We start from the raw sequence: 20,654 nt of genomic DNA on the forward strand, positions 1-20,654 counted from the left end.
TATGGAAGAAAGCAAGGAGTTACAGGGATTTTACCGGATATTCCGCGCGGCGGTCTATGTGTCCGTGCTGCTGGAGTTTTTCGAGTATGCCTTCGACCCCTCCGTATTCGGGGACTGGGGCGGCATCCTCGCCGACCTGCACGGACGTATCAAGCGGTGGGCGATATACAGCGACGGGCATCTCGTGTACAGCAAGCTGGCGACCGTCCTGCTGATCTGCATCACCTGTATCGGCACGCGGAACAAGAAACATCTGGAGTTCAACGCCAAGCGTCAGGTCGTCCTGCCCCTGACGGCGGGCCTTGCGCTGCTCGTCCTCTCCGTATGGCTGTTCGGCCACCCGATGGGGATGCAGCTGTACACGCTGCCCGTACACATCATCCTCTATATGGCAGCCTCCCTTGCAGGCGTGATACTGGTTCATGTGGCACTTGACAATATCTCGAAATACATCAAGGACGGGCTGATGAAAGACCGCTTCAACTTCGAGAACGAGAGCTTCGAACAATGTGAGGAAAAAGTGGAGAACAACTACAGCGTGAACATTCCGATGCGCTATTACTACAAGGGCAAGTTCCGTAAGGGTTGGGTGAACATCAGCAACCCTTTCAGAGGTACATGGGTGGTCGGCACGCCGGGAAGCGGAAAGACCTTCTCCATCATCGAGCCGTTCATCAGGCAACATTCCGCCAAGGGCTTCGTGATGGTCGTGTATGACTATAAGTTCCCCACTTTGGCGACCAAGCTGTACTATCATTACAGGAAGAACCAGAAGCTGGGCAAGCTGCCACAAGGCTGCAAGTTCAACATCATCAACTTCGTGGATGTGGAATACAGCCGGAGGGTGAACCCCATCCAGTCGAAGTACATCAACAACCTTGCAGCGGCGAGCGAGACGGCGGAAACCCTGCTGGAATCCCTGCAGAAAGGCAAGAAAGAGGGAGGCGGCGGCAGCGACCAGTTCTTCCAGACTTCGGCGGTGAACTTCCTCGCCGCGTGTATCTACTTCTTCGTGAACTACGAGAAAGAGCCTTACGACAAGGACGGAAACAAGCTGTATGCGGAGAAGCGGCAGGACCCGGAGACGAAGTTCTGGAAGCCGACGGGCGTAGTGCGCGACCGCAAGGACGGGAACATTGTGGAACCCGCCTACTGGTTGGGCAAGTACAGCGACATGCCGCACATCCTGTCGTTCCTGAATGAGAGCTACCAGACCATCTTCGAAGTATTGGAGACCGACAACGAGGTGGCACCGCTGCTCGGTCCGTTCCAGACCGCCTTCAAGAACAAAGCGATGGAACAGTTGGAAGGTATGATTGGAACGTTGCGTGTCTATACCTCGCGCCTGGCGACCAAGGAATCGTACTGGATATTCCACAAGGACGGTGACGACTTCGACCTGAAAGTGAGCGACCCGAAGAATCCGAGCTACCTGCTCATCGCCAACGACCCGGAAATGGAGAGCATCATCGGCGCCCTGAACGCCCTTATCCTGAACCGCCTTGTAACCCGTGTGAACACCGGACAAGGCAAGAACATCCCCGTGAGCATCATCGTGGACGAGCTTCCGACCCTGTACTTCCACAAGATAGACCGCCTGATAGGAACGGCCCGAAGCAACAAGGTGAGCGTGGCATTGGGCTTTCAGGAACTGCCGCAGCTGGAAGCCGACTACGGCAAGGTGGGCATGGAGAAAATCATCACCACCGTAGGCAACGTGGTGAGCGGTTCTGCCCGAAGCAAGGAGACCCTGGAATGGCTGAGCAACGACATCTTCGGCAAGGTGGTACAGATAAAGAAGGGCGTAACCATAGACCGCGACAAGACCTCCATCAATCTCAACGAGAACATGGACAGCCTGGTGCCCGCCTCGAAAATCTCCGACATGGCAACCGGCTGGATCTGCGGCCAGACGGCGAGGGACTTCACCAAGACCAAGACCGGTGCAGGCGGCTCGATGAACATACAGGAAGCGGAGGAGTTCAAGACCACGAAATTCTTCTGCAAGACCGACTTCGACATGAGGGAGATAAAGAAAGAGGAAGCCGGGTATGTGCCCCTGCCGAAGTTCTACACCTTCCCGTCGAGGGAGGAACGGGAGCGCATCCTGTACAAGAACTTCGTGCAGGTAGGCCAGGACGTAAAGGAGATGATAAAGGACGTGTTGAACAAACGGGGGGCGAAATGAGACATGCAAGAACGACAACGGCCGTCGTGCTGCTCCTGTGCGCAGCGGCGGCCCTGTACGGGCAGGGAAAGCACGGAGGAGGAACACCATCCGCCGCTCTGTCCCTGTACCGGCTTCCTCCGCTGGAGAGGGCCATCCTATGCACGAAATACCATGAAGGCTGGCATGGCGAGAAGAAGCACTGGCCCTATGTGGGCTGGGGACACCATGTGCTCCCCGGCGAGCGGCTTACCAACAACATCACCCGGGCGCAGGGCGATTCCATCCTGCGGGCCGACCTGATGAAGCTGTGCCGCCTGTTCCGCCGGTTCGGGCGTGATTCGACCCTGCTTTCCTGCCTCGCCTACCAAGTGGGAGCCTACCGTCTGTTAGGCAGCAAAGACCTGCCCAAAAGCAGGCTCATACAAAAGCTGGAGGCTGGGAACAGGGACATTTACAAGGAGTACATTTCTTTCCGGTGTTACAAAGGCCGGGTAATTCCGAGCATAGAGAAAAGAAGGAAGGTGGAATATATGCTGCTTTTTGAGAAATAGGCGTGTCGCTGAAACCTTTTTCCAGTAAGGACATCGGAAACCATATCCGCCAAGGTGCTCTATTTCTTTTTCAAATCAAAATACAGCAAGCGGGTTTTCAGATGCTCGTCCTGCAGAATATCATAGTATTGCTTTTCTATTTCCTCTGTCTTGTACAGGGGGACAAAGCCATTTTTTTCATAATAGCGAAGCACCTTGTCCTCATTGTAGGCATCCACCACGATAAAGCGGCATCCGGTCTTGTTGTCCTCATGTCGGAACCAGTCCTTGATAAAAGACATCAACTGTCGACCGACATGGCTCGGTGAGTTTTGAAAATCACGATTAACCCCCAATCTGCCAATCAACACGGCCGGGTAGCTGCGTCCTCTCTTGGGATTGACGATGTTGCGTTGGAAGCGGTTTTTGTCATTGGAGGGCATCAGCTTGGTCTTGATACTGTCATTCGACAATGTGAACAACGCCACAATACGGTGCGGGGCTTCCGTCGTCACCCAACAATAAGTCTTCCCCAACAATTCTTCCGCATACAAATCGGCATCATTGAAAAAAAAATCATCAAGGTCGTCCACGCCACAACTGAAAGGGAGACAATTATCACGCACCTCTTTATTGCAGGCAAGCATGACGCAATCATCATACAAGGAAATCTCGTCCATGCTTAATTGAAACGGAATGAACGGGATTTCTCTAATACTTTCTGTAACCGTTTCTTGGCTGTAGCCGACAAACGGGGCGTTGCCTTTACAGCATTCTTGTCAGCACTACGCACAAAATCCTCTGCCGTAGCACCTTCCAAAACCGGGATGTTCTTAATCGTTATGGCCATAATCGTATATTTTATGCAAAGGTACTACTTTATTATTATTCCACAAAAAAGTATGCTGACTTTAACCGTTTAAACGTTTGATTCAATACAAAATGCGCCATATCTGTTTAATTCATTACTATACAAAAGAATGTGAACATGAAGAATATGTTTGCCTATCCATCAATGGATGGACAGCATGATGGGATTACCATCTTTTTCTTCCTGTGGAGGTGCAAATATTCTGTTCCCTCTTTTCTTATCATACCCGCAGCCTCCATATCTTTGAACCGGAAGGAAATCGGGGGAAACAATATCCGTCCACATCCAGTTTGTTTCTATTTTCCAGAATCATGGGAAAACTGTCATGAGCGGGCCAACTATCATTACTCCGCATATCGAAAGGCAGATTCGAGTTTTGCAAATAGAAAGATGTGTGCCGAGACTTTTTTTTAATCATACTCCAAAAAAAACGATAATCAGCCATACAAAAAAAAGATTAAAACCATTGTGAGATGGTTTCAAATACATATCTTTGTTACAGAAAGCAAAATAACAGAAGAAGTATGTTTACCAACAAGGAAGAAGTATTGGAAAATGCATTACGGGTATTCGCCAAAATGAATTACGAAAAAGCAAGCCAAATGGAAATAGCCAAAGCCTGTGGGTTGTCAAAAGCCGGACTGATTTATTATTTCCCTCTCAAACTTGACCTGTTTGTTGCAGTAGTGGACAAATACGTATTCAACACCCAGCAGTTGGAAAACAAGTTCAAATTCACGGGAGGTTCGTTTTCGGAGTTTATCGACCAATATGTAGAGGGTGTGGAAAATACCATGAACCGCCTTGTGCACATGCTTAACGACGGCAACAATCCCAACGGGTGCTGCTTCAATTTCTACTACTACCATCTGCTGATGCAAGTGCGATTATATTATCCGAATGTAGAGAAAAAGCTGGCCAACATATTCGAGCAGAATCTCCAGCTGTGGGAAACCGCCATCCAAAAGGCAAAAGAAAACGGGGAAATGCGTCAGGACCTGGATGTGGAAGAAACGGCCTCAATGTTCTGGCAAGTCTTTTTCGGCACCTCTTTTGAACAATCATTTTTTCAAGGTCTGAATATCAAGCAACTGAGGAAGAAACTGCATTTTATTTACTCCTTGTTGAAAGCCTGAAACCGATTTTCCGCCCGCTCACACCCGCATATCATCTAAAATTAGGTGTTTTAACACAATAAAACAGACCAACTGGTTTGTTTTTGCAATCCTTTTCCTATATTTGCGCTTATGATTAATCTTTCGACGACATGGACAAGGCTCAGAGGCAAAGAGGGAGCATCATCCTGCACAAGGAAGAAAAGGATGGTGTGGATTATGTCCGGATAGAGTATGCAGGAAACGGGGCAATCCCCCTGCTGCTCGCTCAGGATACAGGCGTGGAAATGACCGGCAAGGATTCCGCTTGCATGGCGGCTGCCGTTTTCAAGCTGTCGGATTTCTACGACCGCTACTCTCCCCATGCCTACATTGATTACAGCCGGGTATATGTGCGGCATCCCAGACCCAAGAGGGAATACACGCTGCCGGAAGGCTATCTGGAACTGCTGGAACAGAAACGCTACAGCCCATCCACCATAAAGACCTACCGGGCTTATTTCAGCGACTTCATGGAGTACCACAAAGGGCGCAACATCGACCGCCTGAAAGTGGCGGACATCAACAGGTACATTCTTTATCTTGTAAACGAAAAGAAAATTTCCGTTTCGCAACAGAACATGCGCATCAACGCCATCAAGTTCTACTATGAGCAGGTGAAAGGCGGGAAACGGCAATACTACGGCGGCATTACACGGGCCAAGGAGTACAAGACACTGCCGGAAGTGTTGAGCCGGAACGAGATAAAACGCATCCTCGACCAACTGTCCAACATCAAGCACCGCTGCATGATTTCTCTGGTTTACTCTGCCGGATTGCGGCGGAGCGAACTGCTGAACCTCACACCAAAAGACATCAACAGTGAAACGATGTCCGTGCGCGTCATGGGCAAGGGCAAGAAATGCCGCTACTCGCTGCTTTCGCCCAAGCTGCTGGAAGAGCTGCGGCGGTACTTCCGTGAATACCGACCGAAGAAATGGCTGTTTGAGGGCGAAACGCCCGGACAGCCGTACTCGGCAAGCGCATTGGTGAAAGTGCTGAAAGAAGCCGCCATGCGTGCGGGCATCAAGCACCGGGTACATGTACACATGCTGCGCCACTCCTTTGCCACCCACCTTTTGGAGCAAGGGACAGACTTGCATACGATACAAGAACTGCTCGGGCACAACGATATAAAGACCACTGCCATATATCTTCATACATCGAATGCACACAAAGCTAAAATCCCAAATCCGCTTGATTCGCTGGATGATTCGTAGGGTGCGGCTATTAGAGATTAGGAAACACACCTGCCAGGTGTCGGTTATCGAAATATCCTATACCTACAGGTGTATTTATAAACAAATTCAAGGCAAATTAAAACAACTAATATACAGCAACTTACAAACAAATAAACAAATGTAAAAAAATAACGGTAGTGAATGATTGATTTGATAGATTACATAGGAAGGTGTAGTTCCCGGAAAAGCACATATCGCTTGGCGGACTTTTTCAACCGCTGGTGGGACGAGTACGCACAGCACCCTGCGGAGTACATCACCCCCGAACAGTACAAGGCGGTGAACGCTATCCGTGTGTGCCGTACAGCCGCTTTGGGAATAGACACATACGTCTGCCCCGATTGCGGGGAGGTGCGGGAAATCAGTCATAGCTGCAAGAACCGTTTTTGCCCGTCATGTGGCTGGCGTGATACGCTGAAATGGGCGGCACGCATGAAGGAAAAGTTGCTGCGAGTGCCGCACCGCCATGTTGTGATGACCTTGCCGCATATCCTGCTGGACTTGGTGAAGCGCAATAAGAAAGAAATACTGAACATTCTGATGCGGACTTCGGCAGACACGCTGAAAGACTGGATGATGCACAAGTTCGGCTTGAAAACCGGGGTGATTGCCGTGCTGCACACCTATGGGGAAACAAAGCAGCTTCATGTACACACCCACATGATTATGTCGTGGGGCGGCATCGACAGCGAAGGTAAAATAGCCGTTCCCGAACATGATTACGTGCATATCCCCTCTATCCGCAGGGTGTTCCGCTACAAGTTTGAGAATGCGCTGATAGGACTGTTCGATGCGGGCAGGCTGGAGCATGACTTTCACGACCGCATGGAGTTTATGGGCTTCATCAAAAAGGTAGCGAACAGAAAGGACTGGATTGTGCATCTGGAACCGCCCATACAGATGCCGGAGCAGGTGATACAGTATGTGGGCAGATATTCCAAGCGGGCATGTTTGAGCGAGTACAAGATTACGGCAATAGACGGCGAGAACATTTCATTCCGATACCGTGATTATAAGAACTCACCCGACAGGAGAAACCCGGTGGAAAAGGAACTGACGCTGCATTACCGTGAGTTCTTTCCCCGGCTGCTGCAACACGTTCCCCTGCGCTATTTCCGCATCGTGAGGTATTACGGCTTCTACTCTAACAAAGGCAACCTGCCGGAAGAATACTTCGGACGGGATGAAAGCGAGATAGAGGAAGCCGGAGTGCAACAGGCAGAAAGTGAATACGAGAATCCTTATTTCTGCGAGCATTGCGGACGGATGAGAGTTTACAGCCACACTACGGTAACGAGTGGCGGCATCACATATACGGTTGTATTGGAACATTGCGACATACACCGGGAAAAATCGGCATGACAGCAATATGGGATAGCTATGCCCTGCCGTGAACAGAAACAGTAAAATCCCATAAAATAGAAGAAAGGAGAACAAAAAAATGAATGAAATACGGATAAGAGCTGTAATAAAACGAACCAGGTGCAGGAATGAACTTCACACCCCTTTCTGCCGGAAACAGCAGTCAAAAATTGAAGTTCTATATAAATATGTAATAGTGCATGGTGGGTAAAACTGCCTTGAACAAAGAAATGAAGCACCTAAACGGTGCTTATTTCCGAACCATTATAAACAATAAAACAATTTTTTATGGAAGATTCTGATATTCTAAAGAGATTTGACAATGATAAGCTAATAGATGTTGTAAAAAATTATAAGCGTTACGGCTATGATGATGAAATTCGTGATTATGCTATTAATTTATTGAAAGAAAGAGGCTGGAGCGTTGAGGATTTGAAAACATTCGGTTATTGGGAAAATTCCGATTACGAAGAAGCATTGATACAATACAAAGCTTATTGTAGAAATTCACTGATAGCTGTCTGTGTCTTGGTATTAAGTCTTTGTATGCTGGTACCTATCTATCTTGTATTTGTTTTTATGGCATATCGGAATGTATGTAAGTTCTATCAGGCATTAGGGAGAAAGGAAGAAGCTGTATTCTCCTTTGACTTGTGTTGGCACGTTTTGTTGTTCTTTTACCTAAAAGAGAAAATGAAAGAGGAGTTGAAAGGAATAAGATAAGTTTATAACAAGGTCGAGATAACAGCTTAACGCTGTCCCTCACCAAACCATTATCAATCAAAATAAATTATAATACTATGTACGAAAATTTAAGTGAGAAACGGAAACAAGAGTTGGATACATTGAGAGAATGGGCAGTTTGCGCTGGAGATGATTACTATTTTTCAATGGCTCAATCCGACTTTGAAAAGAGTATGAAAGGTTGCGAAAATGAAGAATTTTTTAAGGCATACTCACGTCAGCGAAAAATTGGAATGGAAGAATTTGCCAATGAAATATCAAGGCAAATAACATCAATTCACAATTCAGAAGAATTACATTATTTACTGGAGAGCTATAACTACGATGATGGCAATTGGACTATTATGCAGTGTATAAGCCATTCATGCTGTGATATACATACTGCACGAATGGTATATTGGCTTTTAAGTCCAGATTACTACTATGATAGTTATACAGACCTTGAACACGTTCCCGATTCTGACATAAATAAAGGAACTCCCAAAGTGCTGAAATTCATTGAAGAAAAAGCCCTATCAAAAGGGTTCGTACATAGTTTAACATCTGAATATGAAGACGAAGAAGTGCCAAGCTCGAATGAATATACGGGTAGGATACCAGATTCCTTATTCGCAGGCAAAGATTGATAACACGCACCTCAATCGCCTTAAACGGCGATTAGCTGCAAACCATTATCACCAATATAATAAAGAAAAGATATGAGGAAAATAATAACCAGTCAATCTCCCGTACACCAAGAGGAATTGCCGGAAGGTACACCCATATCATCCAAAGAACTGTATGCACGGCATTACATAAAAGAAGAAAAGCACTTTTCTGTTTTGTGGCAACTTTATGATTTCCTGAAAGATGGTTATTGCGGAATGTTCACGGTTGATTATTTGTGTAAACCGTATGTTAATGATTTTGACCGTGACGGAATCTGTGAAACATGGCTTGTATATCAATTAGGGTGTCGCTCCGATTTTTCGGGGCCTCTCCTCACTATGAAAATCATTATGCACAGTGGCAATAAGAAGTATGCCATTCGTGGAGAAAGAGATATGCTGTTTCCACAATCTTATGGCATATCTTCTGAATTGGGCAAATTCCAAATGGATGATAATTACAGGACATTGCCGGAGAGCGTCCGGAATTTCGGAATAGTATTATGGCATAAGTTTCAAGTGGAAGATTTGGGATACTTAATGGAATAGAAAATGTAAAATCCAGTGATAACAAGGTCGAGCTAACAGCTAAACGCTGTCCCGCACCAAACCATTATCTATAATAAATAGGAGGCAAAAATGATGAACGATTTAGAAGAAATTTGGGAACAGAGTTTTTCTCAGCTCGGGTATAAGTTGGATTTAGTTAAGCCCAACTATCAAGAAATGGAACATGATGATAGGATGATAGCATCTCTATATTGGTTGGAATTGGAGATGTATAATGGTGGTTTTGTTCAATTTTTCTGTAATTGGGGTTATGATGCTTATTTACTTGCAGTTGAAGGTTTAGAACAAATAGGAGCTATTAATACCAAGGAACTATTATTGAAAGCTTATTCTATCATTGAAAAGTTTGAAGATGATGAACGTCTTGAAGAATTATGGGACTTACCTGAATATCTTACCCAATCAGATGATGATGAGTTATCGAAAATAGATGAAGAGTATTGGCAAGATAAGGAACAAATTTCAAGGCTTATGCTTCTGAAGTTTCATCCTGATTCAATAAAGAATATAGATAACAAGGAAAGTTAACCCCTGAATGGTGTTCCTTTCCAAACCATTAGTAATCAAATAAAGGATATAATCATGGATATAGAACTAAAACAACAAATTGATAGTTGGACAGAAGCCAATAAACACCAGAATGTAATTGATTTCTTAGAAGGAATTTCTCCAGCAAACAGGAATTTTGAAGAAATCGGATTATTGGCACGAGCTTACAACTATAATGGTGAGTATGAAAAGGCATTAGTATTGCTTGAATCAATTCGAGAAGCAGGTGAGTTGGATACCAACTGGAATTATCGAATGGGTTATGCTCACTATTATCTTGGCAGGAGTAGGGAAGCATTGTCTTATTTTACAAAAGCCGATGAATTGACACCAGGAGATGAAGATACGATTGATTTTATTCGTCAATGCAATATAGAAATACCATTTAAGAGTAGAGTTGACGCTTTTTGGTCATGGTTTTTGCAGAATGAAGCAGAGCTTTCGAGAATGGTCGAAAAACGTAACGAATATGATAGTGATGTGGTTGTTGGATTTATAGAACAAGGTACTGACCTAATAGCAAAAGACGTTCATTTCAATATAGGTGGCGATTACGAATTTACTTTTTCCATAGAAGATAATGAACACCTATTTTATCTCTATCCTTATTTAATATCCCGAATGCCGGAATCGCTGGAAGGCAAATGGCATTTCTTCCCTTATAATCCAGGAATGGATGCTTCTTTCGAGTTCCGAATGCATGGGATTAAAGTGAATATGGAGGAAGTCTATGTATATGCCAATTATGATGACAAGCAAAATGATTTTGCTGTTTCGTTTTATGAAAAAGGTTTATGCTCTTTGCCTGAAGAACAAGGATATGGCACTTTTTGTATTATGATGGAAATAATGTTAGGCGAAGGTCTTGCTTTTAGATATATTTCAGATGTTGAACGTGCTGATGAATTGAGAGGCGACATGTTTCCTCTTACAACACTCCGTAAGCATATCACGCAAACATTAAAAGAGCATGGCAAGGAAGTGTTTGAAAATCCCAAGGATGTTTTTGTTACTTATCAATTGGAGCCGGAAGAAAATGAAGAGTTACGGTATGATGTGGCTATCGGCAGCACCTGTTTTTCCCATTTGATTTCCCAATATTACGAAAACGACACGACTATCTTTGATAAAATCAATCGGTTTGGAGCGCAAGCTGTATTTCTTGCATTTCCTTATGACAATATAAGTGCTGAACAAAGAAAATTAGTTTTAGACTTCCGGTATGCATTGGAGGATAGAATTACGAAAGAAATTCTGAATCCAGAAGGGCTGGGGCTTCTGCTGGGAGGCGCAATGGGAACTTGTTGTTGCTATATGGACTTTCTGTTGTATGACGTTAATGCCTTTTTAGAAAAGGTCGTGCCTGTATTACGCGAATATCCGCAATATTCGTTCTACCTTTCTGATTTCCACCAGAATTGTAGGCTAACAAGATTGTCTGATTCAGAAAGAAAAGATTGCTAACAAGTTCGAGATAACTGCTAAACGCTGTTCCTCACTAACCCATTACCAACAAATAGCGTACATATATGAATAATACAACAAAAGTAAGAATAGTATATGAATGCAGCATAATAGCCATTGTCCTGCTGACATTCTTAAAAAGTATGTTCCCATACATGGGGGCATGGTGGCAAGTTGCCCTTATCGCTTCACTTGTAGGGCTATGGTTCTCGTTGTCTTATCTGAAACGTCATAATTATAAATGGGGTTTCAGTTACATAGAAAATCACTTATACATTGACCTGTTATTGAAAGTACAAAAATGGTTTCAGAACGCTACAATCATAGCCCTATTGATACCTGTATTCTTAACAGACCTCATGTATAATCATTTTTGTTTTGTAGCATATATATTGCTTGTAGGCATGTTCTTAGGCGTGAAACTGGCTGTTTATACGGTAGAGTATGCCATATACAAAAGCAAGTTCATCGGCTGCAAGGAAAGGTAGCCCCAACCGGTGTTCTTTTTCAAACCATAAAACTCATTCTCAAATAACACTTAAAACAAGAACAATGAATCATATCAAGAAGCTGGCAATTGCTTTATTGGGAAGAAAAAGAGAATATGCGATAAAAGGCTTGGGAGTTTTTCATTCCAAAGTTTGCGATTGGTGGCCGAACGAGCGATGCGGCTGGTGGTGTACATTACAGTTGCCATCATATTCGGCTGAAACAGTGATTTGGCTGGATGGAGACACTTCGGCTCCATTACCCAGGCAGATATTGGATTTACAGGTGTTGCTGGAAAACTGGAAATCAGTGAATGAGCGAGTGGGAAGCCGCTTGCCTGATGAAAGCCGGTTGGCACATAAGGAAGAAATATATGCCTCGTGGCAAAACAGATTCTATCCTGAAGAAATCAAATTATCCGAGAAATACAACAATAGCTGGGAAATCACCTTCACCACATATGATTTGGATTATAGCTTCAGCTTTATATGGAAAAATAATACAATACAGTATTTAATCTTAGATCATTAAATCAACAAAATGTGGCAGGCAGCATGGCTACTTAATAAAAGTCATTTATAAATTCCAATAAACTTTCTGATATGACACAGTTTGCAAATACCCCAGGCATACCTAAAGAAGATGCGGACAAGCTGTTCGCTGCTGGAGTTTCATCCCTAAGCAACAAGGCTTTTTCTTCCGCCTATGTGTGCTTTGACCGTATTCCGGCCAAGGATTTTAAGCTACTGTACAACAAAGCCCTCTGCTGTTTCATGGTGGAATGGTACGATGAGTGCCACAGGCTGCTTTGTGAAGCCGAACGCCTTGTCCCCATGAATGCCGGCCACGGCACGGAAAGACTTCCTGAAGCGTTTATCCATTACCTCCATGACGAGGAATCACCGTTCTGCCCCATATCGCAAGGCACTCCCGAACCGCTGGCATACACCCGGCTCCTGCGCCTGAAGGCGGAAGCCGCTTTCAAACTGCACTTATACAGTGAAGTCAAGGCCATTTCCAACCGGCTGGGCAGGAAATACAAGCATATTGAAACATTAATCAACACTCAAAATGACAATGATAACCAATAAAGAAATCTACGGGCTGCACACTTCCGTCGATTCGGAACCTTCCGAATTATACGAAGCCTACCGGGATGTCCCGCTTGACAGCCTGGACGAAAGCCGAAAGAACAATACCCCTTTGCATACGGCCTGCTACTTCGGAGACATGACAGCCGTGGGGATTTTGCTGGAAAGAGGCGCGGACCCCAATGTGAAAAACGACGACGGCGACACGCCGCTGTGCGTCATGGCGCGGCGCGGTCCCCGACCGGACGATGCCGACATTGCCGGCCTGTTCCTGTCCAAAGGGGCGAGAGTGCCCCGTTCCGGCAAAGACACGACCGCCCTCATCGAAGCCGTGCGCAACCGCAATTTCCAGATGGCCGATGCCCTTCTGACGACGGGGAACCGCATTGATTCTACAGACAGGAGCGGCAGAAACGTGCTGCACATCATCTGCTTGTCTGCCGGACTTATTGCGGACGATATCAGGCGCACGGAAGGACGGATAGCAGATTTTTCCCAGCGGTGGTACTCGGACAAATCCAAGCAGGAAGCGTATGCCGAACTGGAAAACCTGCGGGAATCGGACAGCCAGTGCTGCCACACCGCAAAGCTCATTCTGGAAAGCGGACAGATAGACCCTGAAGAAAAGGACAGCATCGGGAAAACCGCCTTTGACATAGCCGTGGAAAGCGGTGCGCGTAAAATCGGGGCATTGCTGTCGGGACAGGACCCCGAAACGGACGGTCTGGCCGCCCTCGCCGGAGGGCTGGACATCTTCCAGGCATTATGGCACAATGACATGACAGCCCTGGATGCCCTGTTGCGTTCCGGAGTAGATACCCAAAGCATCTGCGAGGATAAAAACATGACCGACTTCAAGGGCAAATCCCCGTTGGGTTGCGCCCTTGCATGGGAGAACTTCACCGCAGCGGAAATGCTGCTCAGAGGTGGTGCCGACCCGAATTTCGGGGATGCTGAAGAACGGACGGCCTTTGCCGTATGGATGTGCAACAGAGGACATGAGCACGAGGACAAGGAAGAATGTCTGCATTTCCTTCAATGCCTGACGGAATGTGGATGGGACCCGGAAAGCCCTGCCGACAAAGAGGGGAACACGGCCCTGTCCGTCGCCTGCCGCGGGGCAGGATATGATACGGGTATCTGGGCTGTACGTTATCTTGTGGAAAACGGGGCGGATGTGAACGCCGCCAACATGCAAGGTCAGACCCCTGCGATGAATCTTTACGGTGGACGGTACTGGAACGGCAACATCCCGCGTTTTGCTGCCCTGCCGAGGTCATATCCATACGACGGGCGTTCCTGCACGGAACAGGATGCCGAGACACTTGAGATCCTGCTTGAAGCCGGAACGGACATCAACGCCAGAGACAAATGGGGCAATACCCTGCTGCATTATATCGCAGCCAGCTCGATGAGAGGCTCGAAGGAAGCCGCCGCCCTCGTGATGGACTTCGGCACCCCGAACGTGAACGCCGTGAACAACGAGGGAAAGACGGTTCTCGACATTGCAACGGAAAAGAACGACGAGGCACTCGTCAAGTTTTTACTAAAATACAGCTAACCGTATGGACAACAATATGACTTTTTTGAATGCCTGCCGGAACGGACAGAAAGGCATCGTGCAGATATTCCTGAAGAAAGGCGGCATCGACGTGAACAAGCGGGACGCCGAGGGCAATACGCCGCTGCATTACGCTTGTCTGAAAGGTTACAGGGACATCGTGAACCTGCTGCTTGACAGCGAGGCGGATGCGACCATCGCCAACAACCTGTCGGAAACACCCTTGCACGCCGCTTCCCGGAGCGGGAACAAGGAGATAATCGGGAAACTGGTACAATACGGAGCGGACATTGATGCAACGGACAGCGATGGCCGTACCCCGTTGATCCGTCTGCTTGACAACAGGCGTACAGACGCCGCCCTGTTCTTGATAGAACAGGGAGCGGACACGGAAATAGCCGACAACACGGGGCACAAGGCGATAGACTACGCCACTGCACAAGGATTGCGTACAGTGGTGGAACGTCTGTCCGTAGAAAGCACGACCGATACACATGGCAACACACCGCTTCATCAGGCGGCTTTCAACGGCCAGTCGGAAATCGTCCGCTCGCTACTTTCTGCATACCCCGACATGATAGATACGGCGAACGACGTAGGGGAAACCCCGTTAATCATCGCCTGCATGAAAGGGAACCTTACTGTCGCCAGGCTTCTGATCGGTGCCGGAGCTGATGTAAACATGGCCCAATTGGACGGAAACAGCCCGCTACATTTTGCCGCATGGTCCGGGAACAAGTTTATCGGCAACGACCTGATAGCAGCCCACGCACAGGCAGATGCGCAGAACGGGAACGGGGAAACGCCCCTAATCCTTGCCGCCAGAGAAGGGAACAACGAATTTGTCTCACTCCTTGTGGAGCATGGGGCGAACGTGAACCTTGCGGACAATCTCCAGCATACGGCATTGTATTATGCCAGTGAGCGGGGTTACAACGAAATAACGGAAATCCTGCTGACGGCAGGAGCCGAAGGATAGAGTATCACATTTTTAATAATCAAGATGATATGACAAAAGAAAAAGCAAATCCTCAAAGTCCGGAGGAAATGGCAAAGGCGGCACAGGAAGCCGCAGTAAAGGCGGCAATGGAACAGGCACAGTCCATGTTCGGGAATATCCCGGGATTCCAGATGCCCGGCGGCATGGAGGAACAACTCATGGCACAGATGGGCGCGGGAATGCCCGACATGGCAGCAGCACAGGCACAGCAGGAAGCCATGTTGAAAGCGGCGGGCATAGACCCGGAGACGGTGGCGCAGGCAGGCCGTCAGAACATGGCATACGCCCAGCAGATGATGCAGGGAATGATGGACGGCACACTCGGAGAGGAACTGTCCTCATCCGATGCAATGGCACAGATGATGGACGCCTTCGGTAGTGATGGGTGGACCATTAACAAAGCCGACGACGGCAAACTGGATACGGCACAGCTCCGGCTGCTGGCTTTCGGTGCGCCCATGTTAGTGTATAATGACGAGAATGTGGATTCGATTGACTGTCCTGAGGAAGATGTCGAAAGCATCAGGAGCACGATTGAGAGCTGGTGGAATGTGACTGACCGCGAGAGTACACTGGAGATTGTGAAGTGGCTGCTTGAAGAAGGGCATCATGCCGAGGCCGACGAAGCCCTTGAAAAAGTCCGGAAACGGGGAATCGAAAACATATCACAGGAAGAGCGAGACGACGAGGAAAGCAAGATAGGAGATGTCTGCCTGATAGCGGAGAGCATGGAAGAAAACGGATGGTGTCCCGGAGGGAAGATGCCGGGCAGCGTCATCGCATGGGATCTGGTGCGTCTGGTAAACCTCGGACGCTGGGCATACCTTTGCGGTTATGTGAGCGAGAGTGAAATGTGGCAAATCATGCAGGCGGCGGCAGATACGGCACTTGAGCATTTCTCTTCATGGGAGGAATACGGAATGAGTTTCGTCATGGGCAGGGGCGTATGGCACGGTGACCCGGATGACAGTGAAACGGCATACGAGATAGTAAGCCTGCTGCTGGAGGATGACGAATCACCCTGGAAAAAATCAAATTTCAATATAGGATAAAAAAACAGAGAAAAATGAAACTGGAAGAAGAAAAAATTATGGATGAGGGAAAACATTTTCCCAGCCATTTCGGAGAGGTCTATGATGCCATGCCGGAGAAATTCGAGAAACGGAAAGACAAAGTAAAACCGATGATTTACTGGGGACTGACGGCAGTATGTGTGCTGCTTGTCATTTTTCCCGGGTGGCTGCCATTCATCCCCTCATGGCTGGTACGGACAGCCGGTGTTATCGGGGCGGTTTTCTGTGTCCTTACCGCGTTGGCCGCAGGCCTTAAAATCTATAACCGTACAAGTGGCGGCGAGGTGAAGCGTTACAAGACCAAGAAGTTCATCAGCAGCATGACAGACAAGGATGACATAGTAGCAGCCTTCAACCGCCATGATTTCGAGTACCTGTGCGATTTACCCAGCGGCAACGACCAACCGGTGCAGTTGCAAGTGGAAAAGGATGAAAAAGGGCGTGAGCTTTATTGCATCCTGGTTACATATACCAAGGGGTACAAGATTGTAGGGCTTGCAGACCCTGTCATCCTCACCGGGGTGGAATACGAGAAGAACGAGGCATTTATCCGGCACATGTGCGATAACGACGCCGACTGACAACCGGCAAGGTTCAAGGACCGATAATCTTTGATGTTGGGACACAGGAAACGGATTCACTGTGTCCCAACCTGTTCAGTACAAACTCATATCCACCAAACATAACCTGGAATATATTATAAAATGGAGTGCTAATATGGTATTCAACAACGATATATGACAAAAAGAACAAGTAAAACAAAATACTGCTTCATCAGAAGCCGAATGTTCGTCTGCCTGTTATTGCTATCTGCATTTTTGCCGGTAGCCCATACGCATGCTTCGGAGACTGCAGACTCCGTATATTTTCATGCGGAGCTTGATACGGTTGGCGGTCTCCGTGTCGGGCGGGTACTGCGGCTGACGTATGCACTGGTTAATTCCCGATTCGACACGGCTTCCTACCCAGTGTTCAATGACAGCATTAAAGTGTTGAACGGTCCGAAGCCGCATAAGAGAGAGAGCTGTTCCATTATAAACGGTGTGAAAAGCAATAGCTATGAAACAGGTTTCTATTATCTTGTACAGTTCAAAAACAGTGGGGAAGCCAGAATCCCTGTCGCATCCGTGACGGCCGATGGCAAGACATATACCACGCCGGAATACCGGGTGTCCGTACATCCTGCCGAAGTGGACATGAGCAAGTTGGAATGTCATCTGGAGGTGGAGCAACTGAAGAGCGATTACGTCAAGTACCGTGCAATCCTGACCTGCAACGCCCGTCCCGACCAGAATCCCCCCTTGTTGACCATTAACGGGAAAACGGTACCGCCAAACAGCAACTCATATTCGAGTTCCAAAAACAAGGAGGAATACACTTACACTTATTACTTTACCAGCGAGGGTTATGATGTGTCCTGCGAGGAACTGACCTTTGGCGGGGTTCCTTATTTCATCAAACCCAGGGAGAGCAAGCTGGACGAAGCGGATTATATTGTTGCAATCCTGATTATAGGTGCATTGTTCGAACTGATATGGTGGCTTGCCTACCGGATTCGCTACCGTGAGGAAAAGAATGCTCCCCTTGCCGCCTTTGTATTGGAAAAGAAGACGCTTCCCCTGATTATCAGCTGGGCGTACACCCACTACGGCGCATCGCATATGTTGATGCTTTATGCCGCAATGTTTATTTCCATAAGCGGAGTGATGCATTATTCGAGCAATATTGATATAGAGGGTCTTTTATGGCTCGGTATCATTCCCGGACTGCTTGCCTTTATACTTTACCGGCACCAACGGCGCAAGCTGGATTTCCAGAGCATACCGACCTCATTGGACAAACAGGCGATTTATGACCAGATATACAAGTTGTCGGTAACTTATGACTGGGACGTGGACCATTACGGCGAGGACTGCATCGTGGCTCATACCAATCCTTCCCTTTGGGGTATGACATGGGGAGAACAGATTTTTGTCGTGTTCGACAAAGGTCAGGTATGGGTCAATAGCGTAAACGACCTGAACAAGCGTACCTCGATATGTTCTTTCGGACATAACAAACGGAATATTCGAAGAATAAGGGAGGCACTTGCCGGTGCTGCCGGGCAAGAAGGGCATCTTTTTGCCGGGTGTGAATGCACATCCGGGCAATCTGCTAATTGGGGTAAGGTCAGGTATAATCAGGAAAAAACCATATCAACTGTCCATACTGTTGATGCAGATGATACAGAGAGAAAGAATAACCCTGCAGGCTCTGAGGAATATAACTTTCCTGTCGATAAGGAGACAAATGGAAAGGATAACAAAGATCTGTCATTCTGGTCACTAATAACTCCAAGAAAAGGAAATATCGCAACCCCCTTACTTATTTATATAAATGTGGCATTGTTTATAGTGATGTCTATATGTGGGGTAAGCCTTATAGAACCGACAGGCATTTCTTTGATGAAATGGGGTGCAGATTTTGGCCCGCTCACACTTACCGGTGATTGGTGGAGAACCGTGACCTGCAATTTTATCCATATCGGGATAATCCATTTGCTGATGAATATGTATGCTCTATTATACATCGGGATATTCTTGGAACAGATTATCGGAAGCAGAAAGTTGATGACCGCCTATCTCCTGACCGGATTATTCTCGGCATTGGCAAGCCTTACTGCTCATCCCGAAACGATAAGCGCAGGGGCTTCCGGTTCTATTTTCGGACTTTACGGCATCTTCCTTTCTTACCTGATCTTCAATCACAAGATAGAAAAACACCAGCGAAAATCTCTTTTGTTTAGCATAGGTTTCTTTGTAATCTACAATCTTTTGCTTGGAACTAAGGAAGAAGGAATAGATAATGCGGCACATATAGGAGGCCTTGTCTCAGGAGTCATATTGGGTATAACTTATCTTTTGGCAGACATGTATAGCTCTAAAAGGGCCTCACGATATATCGCATATATTGCTGAAATGACATTTCTGATAATGTTCGCATTCCTTTTTACGGGACAGACAAAATCCGTACCTTCGGATTTTAGGGAAATAAGGAACATGTGGGAATACGGTACATTAGAGAAATACGCACAGGAAAGTGAATCTGAAGGCAGAATACAGGAAAGTGAAACAGATCATACCAATTATATACCCAACCAAGGGAATAATCCTGCAACATTTAGCGGCAGCGATGAAAGCATAGGAGACGGCAGGAGAGAGTATGTGAATAAAGCATGCGGACTGAGGTGTACATATCCCACAGGATGGAATGCTGTAGTAAAATCAGATGACAACTGTGTTTTACAGCTTATGGGCAATGCCGGCAATACCATTGTCTTCAACTACAAAAAGTTCTCTTCGACCGAGGAAATCGACAATGCACGCAATCTGTTGTTGAAGTCTATGAGCGGGACCGCTCCCGAAAGTGTAAATATTAACGGAATACCGTTTGAATGGATTTCGGGCAGAAGGGAATATCCATTGGAAAGAGGTGGCAGCATGAACTTTAATCAGAGTATAATTTTTTATCTGAATAAAAAGGCGTTGGACGGTTTCATTATCGTTTCAATGACAGCGACCGAGACCCATGAATCCGAAGCCCGTGATATAATCGGTTCTGTCAGAATATTACCATCCAACTCACAATGAAAATAAAAGAATACGCTACCGATGAGCTTTTGATGATGGCCAACAATGTAACCGGAGAATATACGGACAAGGAAGTGAGACAGGCCAAGCTGGAACTGTACAGACGCGGTGTAAACTACAAGTTGACAGCCGACATCATGGAAGAAAAGGAGGAAACCTTCATGAGAAGATTGGATGCCGCAGCCCGTGCTGAGCAGGAACGCCTTGACAAGGAGAGAGAGAAGAACAGGAACGTGAGTTACCGGTGGTGGGAACTGATACCGATGTTCCTGTTCGCCCCATTTTACATGTTCGGAGAAATGAGGTCTTTTGTAGGCTCTATCATTTTGCTGCCTGTCCACCTGCTAAGCCGGACTCCCGTTGACTTCAGTTATATGTTCAGGGAACTGCGAAGGCTGAAGGAGGAAAAGTGTGACCTGAAATTCAAACAGCGGCTTACTGTCTTGATTGCCGGAGATCTGTTTTATCTATCGGTATGCTGGTATAACTTTTTGAGATTCTGTTTCTAA

General features: G+C 46.8%; 21 protein-coding genes. 19 read left to right on the forward strand and 2 right to left on the reverse strand.

Features of this window, described 5'->3' with window-relative positions:
- Position 1: 1 nt before the first annotated feature.
- Complete coding sequence (locus B5G04_RS14725) at positions 2-2,188, forward strand: type IV secretory system conjugative DNA transfer family protein (protein WP_013616542.1); 2,187 nt, start codon at positions 2-4, stop codon at positions 2,186-2,188.
- Complete coding sequence (locus tag B5G04_RS14730) at positions 2,185-2,721, forward strand: glycoside hydrolase (protein ID WP_072545029.1); 537 nt, start codon at positions 2,185-2,187, stop codon at positions 2,719-2,721. Before B5G04_RS14725 ends, B5G04_RS14730 begins: the two co-directional genes overlap by 4 nt.
- Positions 2,722-2,780: 59 nt before the next feature.
- On the opposite strand, the gene B5G04_RS14735 is transcribed toward B5G04_RS14730, so the two are convergent.
- Positions 2,781-3,380, reverse strand: a complete 600-nt coding sequence (locus tag B5G04_RS14735; RefSeq protein ID WP_087397881.1) for a GNAT family N-acetyltransferase — start codon at positions 3,378-3,380, stop codon at positions 2,781-2,783.
- A gap of 2 nt (positions 3,381-3,382) precedes the next feature.
- On the reverse strand, positions 3,383-3,550 hold the full coding sequence (locus tag B5G04_RS20260) for a hypothetical protein (protein WP_013616539.1): 168 nt from the start codon (positions 3,548-3,550) through the stop codon (positions 3,383-3,385).
- Between the two features lie 545 nt (positions 3,551-4,095).
- On the opposite strand from B5G04_RS20260, the gene B5G04_RS14740 reads away from it, so the two are divergent.
- The 17 genes from B5G04_RS14740 to B5G04_RS14820 all read left to right on the forward strand — a co-directional run bounded on the left by B5G04_RS14740 (position 4,096) and on the right by B5G04_RS14820 (position 20,654).
- Positions 4,096-4,707, forward strand: a complete 612-nt coding sequence (locus tag B5G04_RS14740; protein ID WP_087397883.1) for a TetR/AcrR family transcriptional regulator — start codon at positions 4,096-4,098, stop codon at positions 4,705-4,707.
- 131 nt (positions 4,708-4,838) lie between these two features.
- Positions 4,839-5,945 (forward strand): site-specific integrase, encoded by a 1,107-nt coding sequence (locus B5G04_RS14745; RefSeq protein ID WP_087397885.1) that lies wholly within the window; start codon positions 4,839-4,841, stop codon positions 5,943-5,945.
- A 162-nt stretch (positions 5,946-6,107) separates the two neighbouring features.
- On the forward strand, positions 6,108-7,328 hold the full coding sequence (locus B5G04_RS14750) for a transposase (RefSeq protein ID WP_087397887.1): 1,221 nt from the start codon (positions 6,108-6,110) through the stop codon (positions 7,326-7,328).
- A gap of 288 nt (positions 7,329-7,616) precedes the next feature.
- Positions 7,617-8,051 carry a hypothetical protein gene (locus B5G04_RS14755; RefSeq protein WP_005650150.1) on the forward strand — a complete coding sequence of 145 codons (435 nt, stop codon included), beginning with the start codon at positions 7,617-7,619 and terminating at the stop codon, positions 8,049-8,051.
- Positions 8,052-8,128: 77 nt separating this feature from the next.
- Positions 8,129-8,698: a DUF4274 domain-containing protein gene (locus B5G04_RS14760; protein ID WP_087397667.1), complete on the forward strand. Its 570-nt coding sequence runs from the start codon at positions 8,129-8,131 to the stop codon at positions 8,696-8,698.
- Positions 8,699-8,770: 72 nt separating this feature from the next.
- Positions 8,771-9,268: a hypothetical protein gene (locus B5G04_RS14765; RefSeq protein ID WP_087397889.1), complete on the forward strand. Its 498-nt coding sequence runs from the start codon at positions 8,771-8,773 to the stop codon at positions 9,266-9,268.
- Positions 9,269-9,358: 90 nt separating this feature from the next.
- Entirely contained in the window at positions 9,359-9,817 is a 459-nt protein-coding gene (locus tag B5G04_RS14770) for a DUF4375 domain-containing protein (RefSeq protein ID WP_087397891.1), read from the forward strand.
- Between the two features lie 54 nt (positions 9,818-9,871).
- Positions 9,872-11,302 carry a tetratricopeptide repeat protein gene (locus B5G04_RS14775; protein WP_087397893.1) on the forward strand — a complete coding sequence of 477 codons (1,431 nt, stop codon included), beginning with the start codon at positions 9,872-9,874 and terminating at the stop codon, positions 11,300-11,302.
- Between the two features lie 65 nt (positions 11,303-11,367).
- Positions 11,368-11,790 carry a hypothetical protein gene (locus tag B5G04_RS14780; RefSeq protein WP_087397895.1) on the forward strand — a complete coding sequence of 141 codons (423 nt, stop codon included), beginning with the start codon at positions 11,368-11,370 and terminating at the stop codon, positions 11,788-11,790.
- A 64-nt stretch (positions 11,791-11,854) separates the two neighbouring features.
- On the forward strand, positions 11,855-12,322 hold the full coding sequence (locus B5G04_RS14785; RefSeq protein ID WP_087397897.1) for a hypothetical protein: 468 nt from the start codon (positions 11,855-11,857) through the stop codon (positions 12,320-12,322).
- Positions 12,323-12,393: 71 nt separating this feature from the next.
- Positions 12,394-12,882 carry a hypothetical protein gene (locus B5G04_RS14790; protein ID WP_087397899.1) on the forward strand — a complete coding sequence of 163 codons (489 nt, stop codon included), beginning with the start codon at positions 12,394-12,396 and terminating at the stop codon, positions 12,880-12,882.
- The gene (locus B5G04_RS14795; RefSeq protein ID WP_087397901.1) at positions 12,869-14,443 is read left to right on the forward strand and encodes an ankyrin repeat domain-containing protein; all 1,575 of its coding nucleotides are present in this window, start codon (positions 12,869-12,871) and stop codon (positions 14,441-14,443) included. The genes B5G04_RS14790 and B5G04_RS14795 overlap by 14 nt, the downstream gene beginning before the upstream one ends.
- Positions 14,444-14,447: 4 nt before the next feature.
- Positions 14,448-15,422 (forward strand): ankyrin repeat domain-containing protein, encoded by a 975-nt coding sequence (locus tag B5G04_RS14800; protein ID WP_087397903.1) that lies wholly within the window; start codon positions 14,448-14,450, stop codon positions 15,420-15,422.
- Positions 15,423-15,451: 29 nt separating this feature from the next.
- Positions 15,452-16,495: a DUF1266 domain-containing protein gene (locus tag B5G04_RS14805; RefSeq protein ID WP_087397906.1), complete on the forward strand. Its 1,044-nt coding sequence runs from the start codon at positions 15,452-15,454 to the stop codon at positions 16,493-16,495.
- Positions 16,496-16,509: 14 nt separating this feature from the next.
- Entirely contained in the window at positions 16,510-17,097 is a 588-nt protein-coding gene (locus B5G04_RS14810) for a hypothetical protein (protein ID WP_083535625.1), read from the forward strand.
- Positions 17,098-17,253: 156 nt separating this feature from the next.
- On the forward strand, positions 17,254-20,145 hold the full coding sequence (locus tag B5G04_RS14815; protein WP_087397907.1) for a rhomboid family intramembrane serine protease: 2,892 nt from the start codon (positions 17,254-17,256) through the stop codon (positions 20,143-20,145).
- Entirely contained in the window at positions 20,142-20,654 is a 513-nt protein-coding gene (locus B5G04_RS14820; RefSeq protein ID WP_087397909.1) for a transcription initiation factor IID, read from the forward strand. Before B5G04_RS14815 ends, B5G04_RS14820 begins: the two co-directional genes overlap by 4 nt.

Origin of the sequence: Bacteroides sp. An51A, from assembly GCF_002161565.1 — a bacterium.
GTDB lineage: Bacteria > Bacteroidota > Bacteroidia > Bacteroidales > Bacteroidaceae > Phocaeicola > Phocaeicola intestinalis.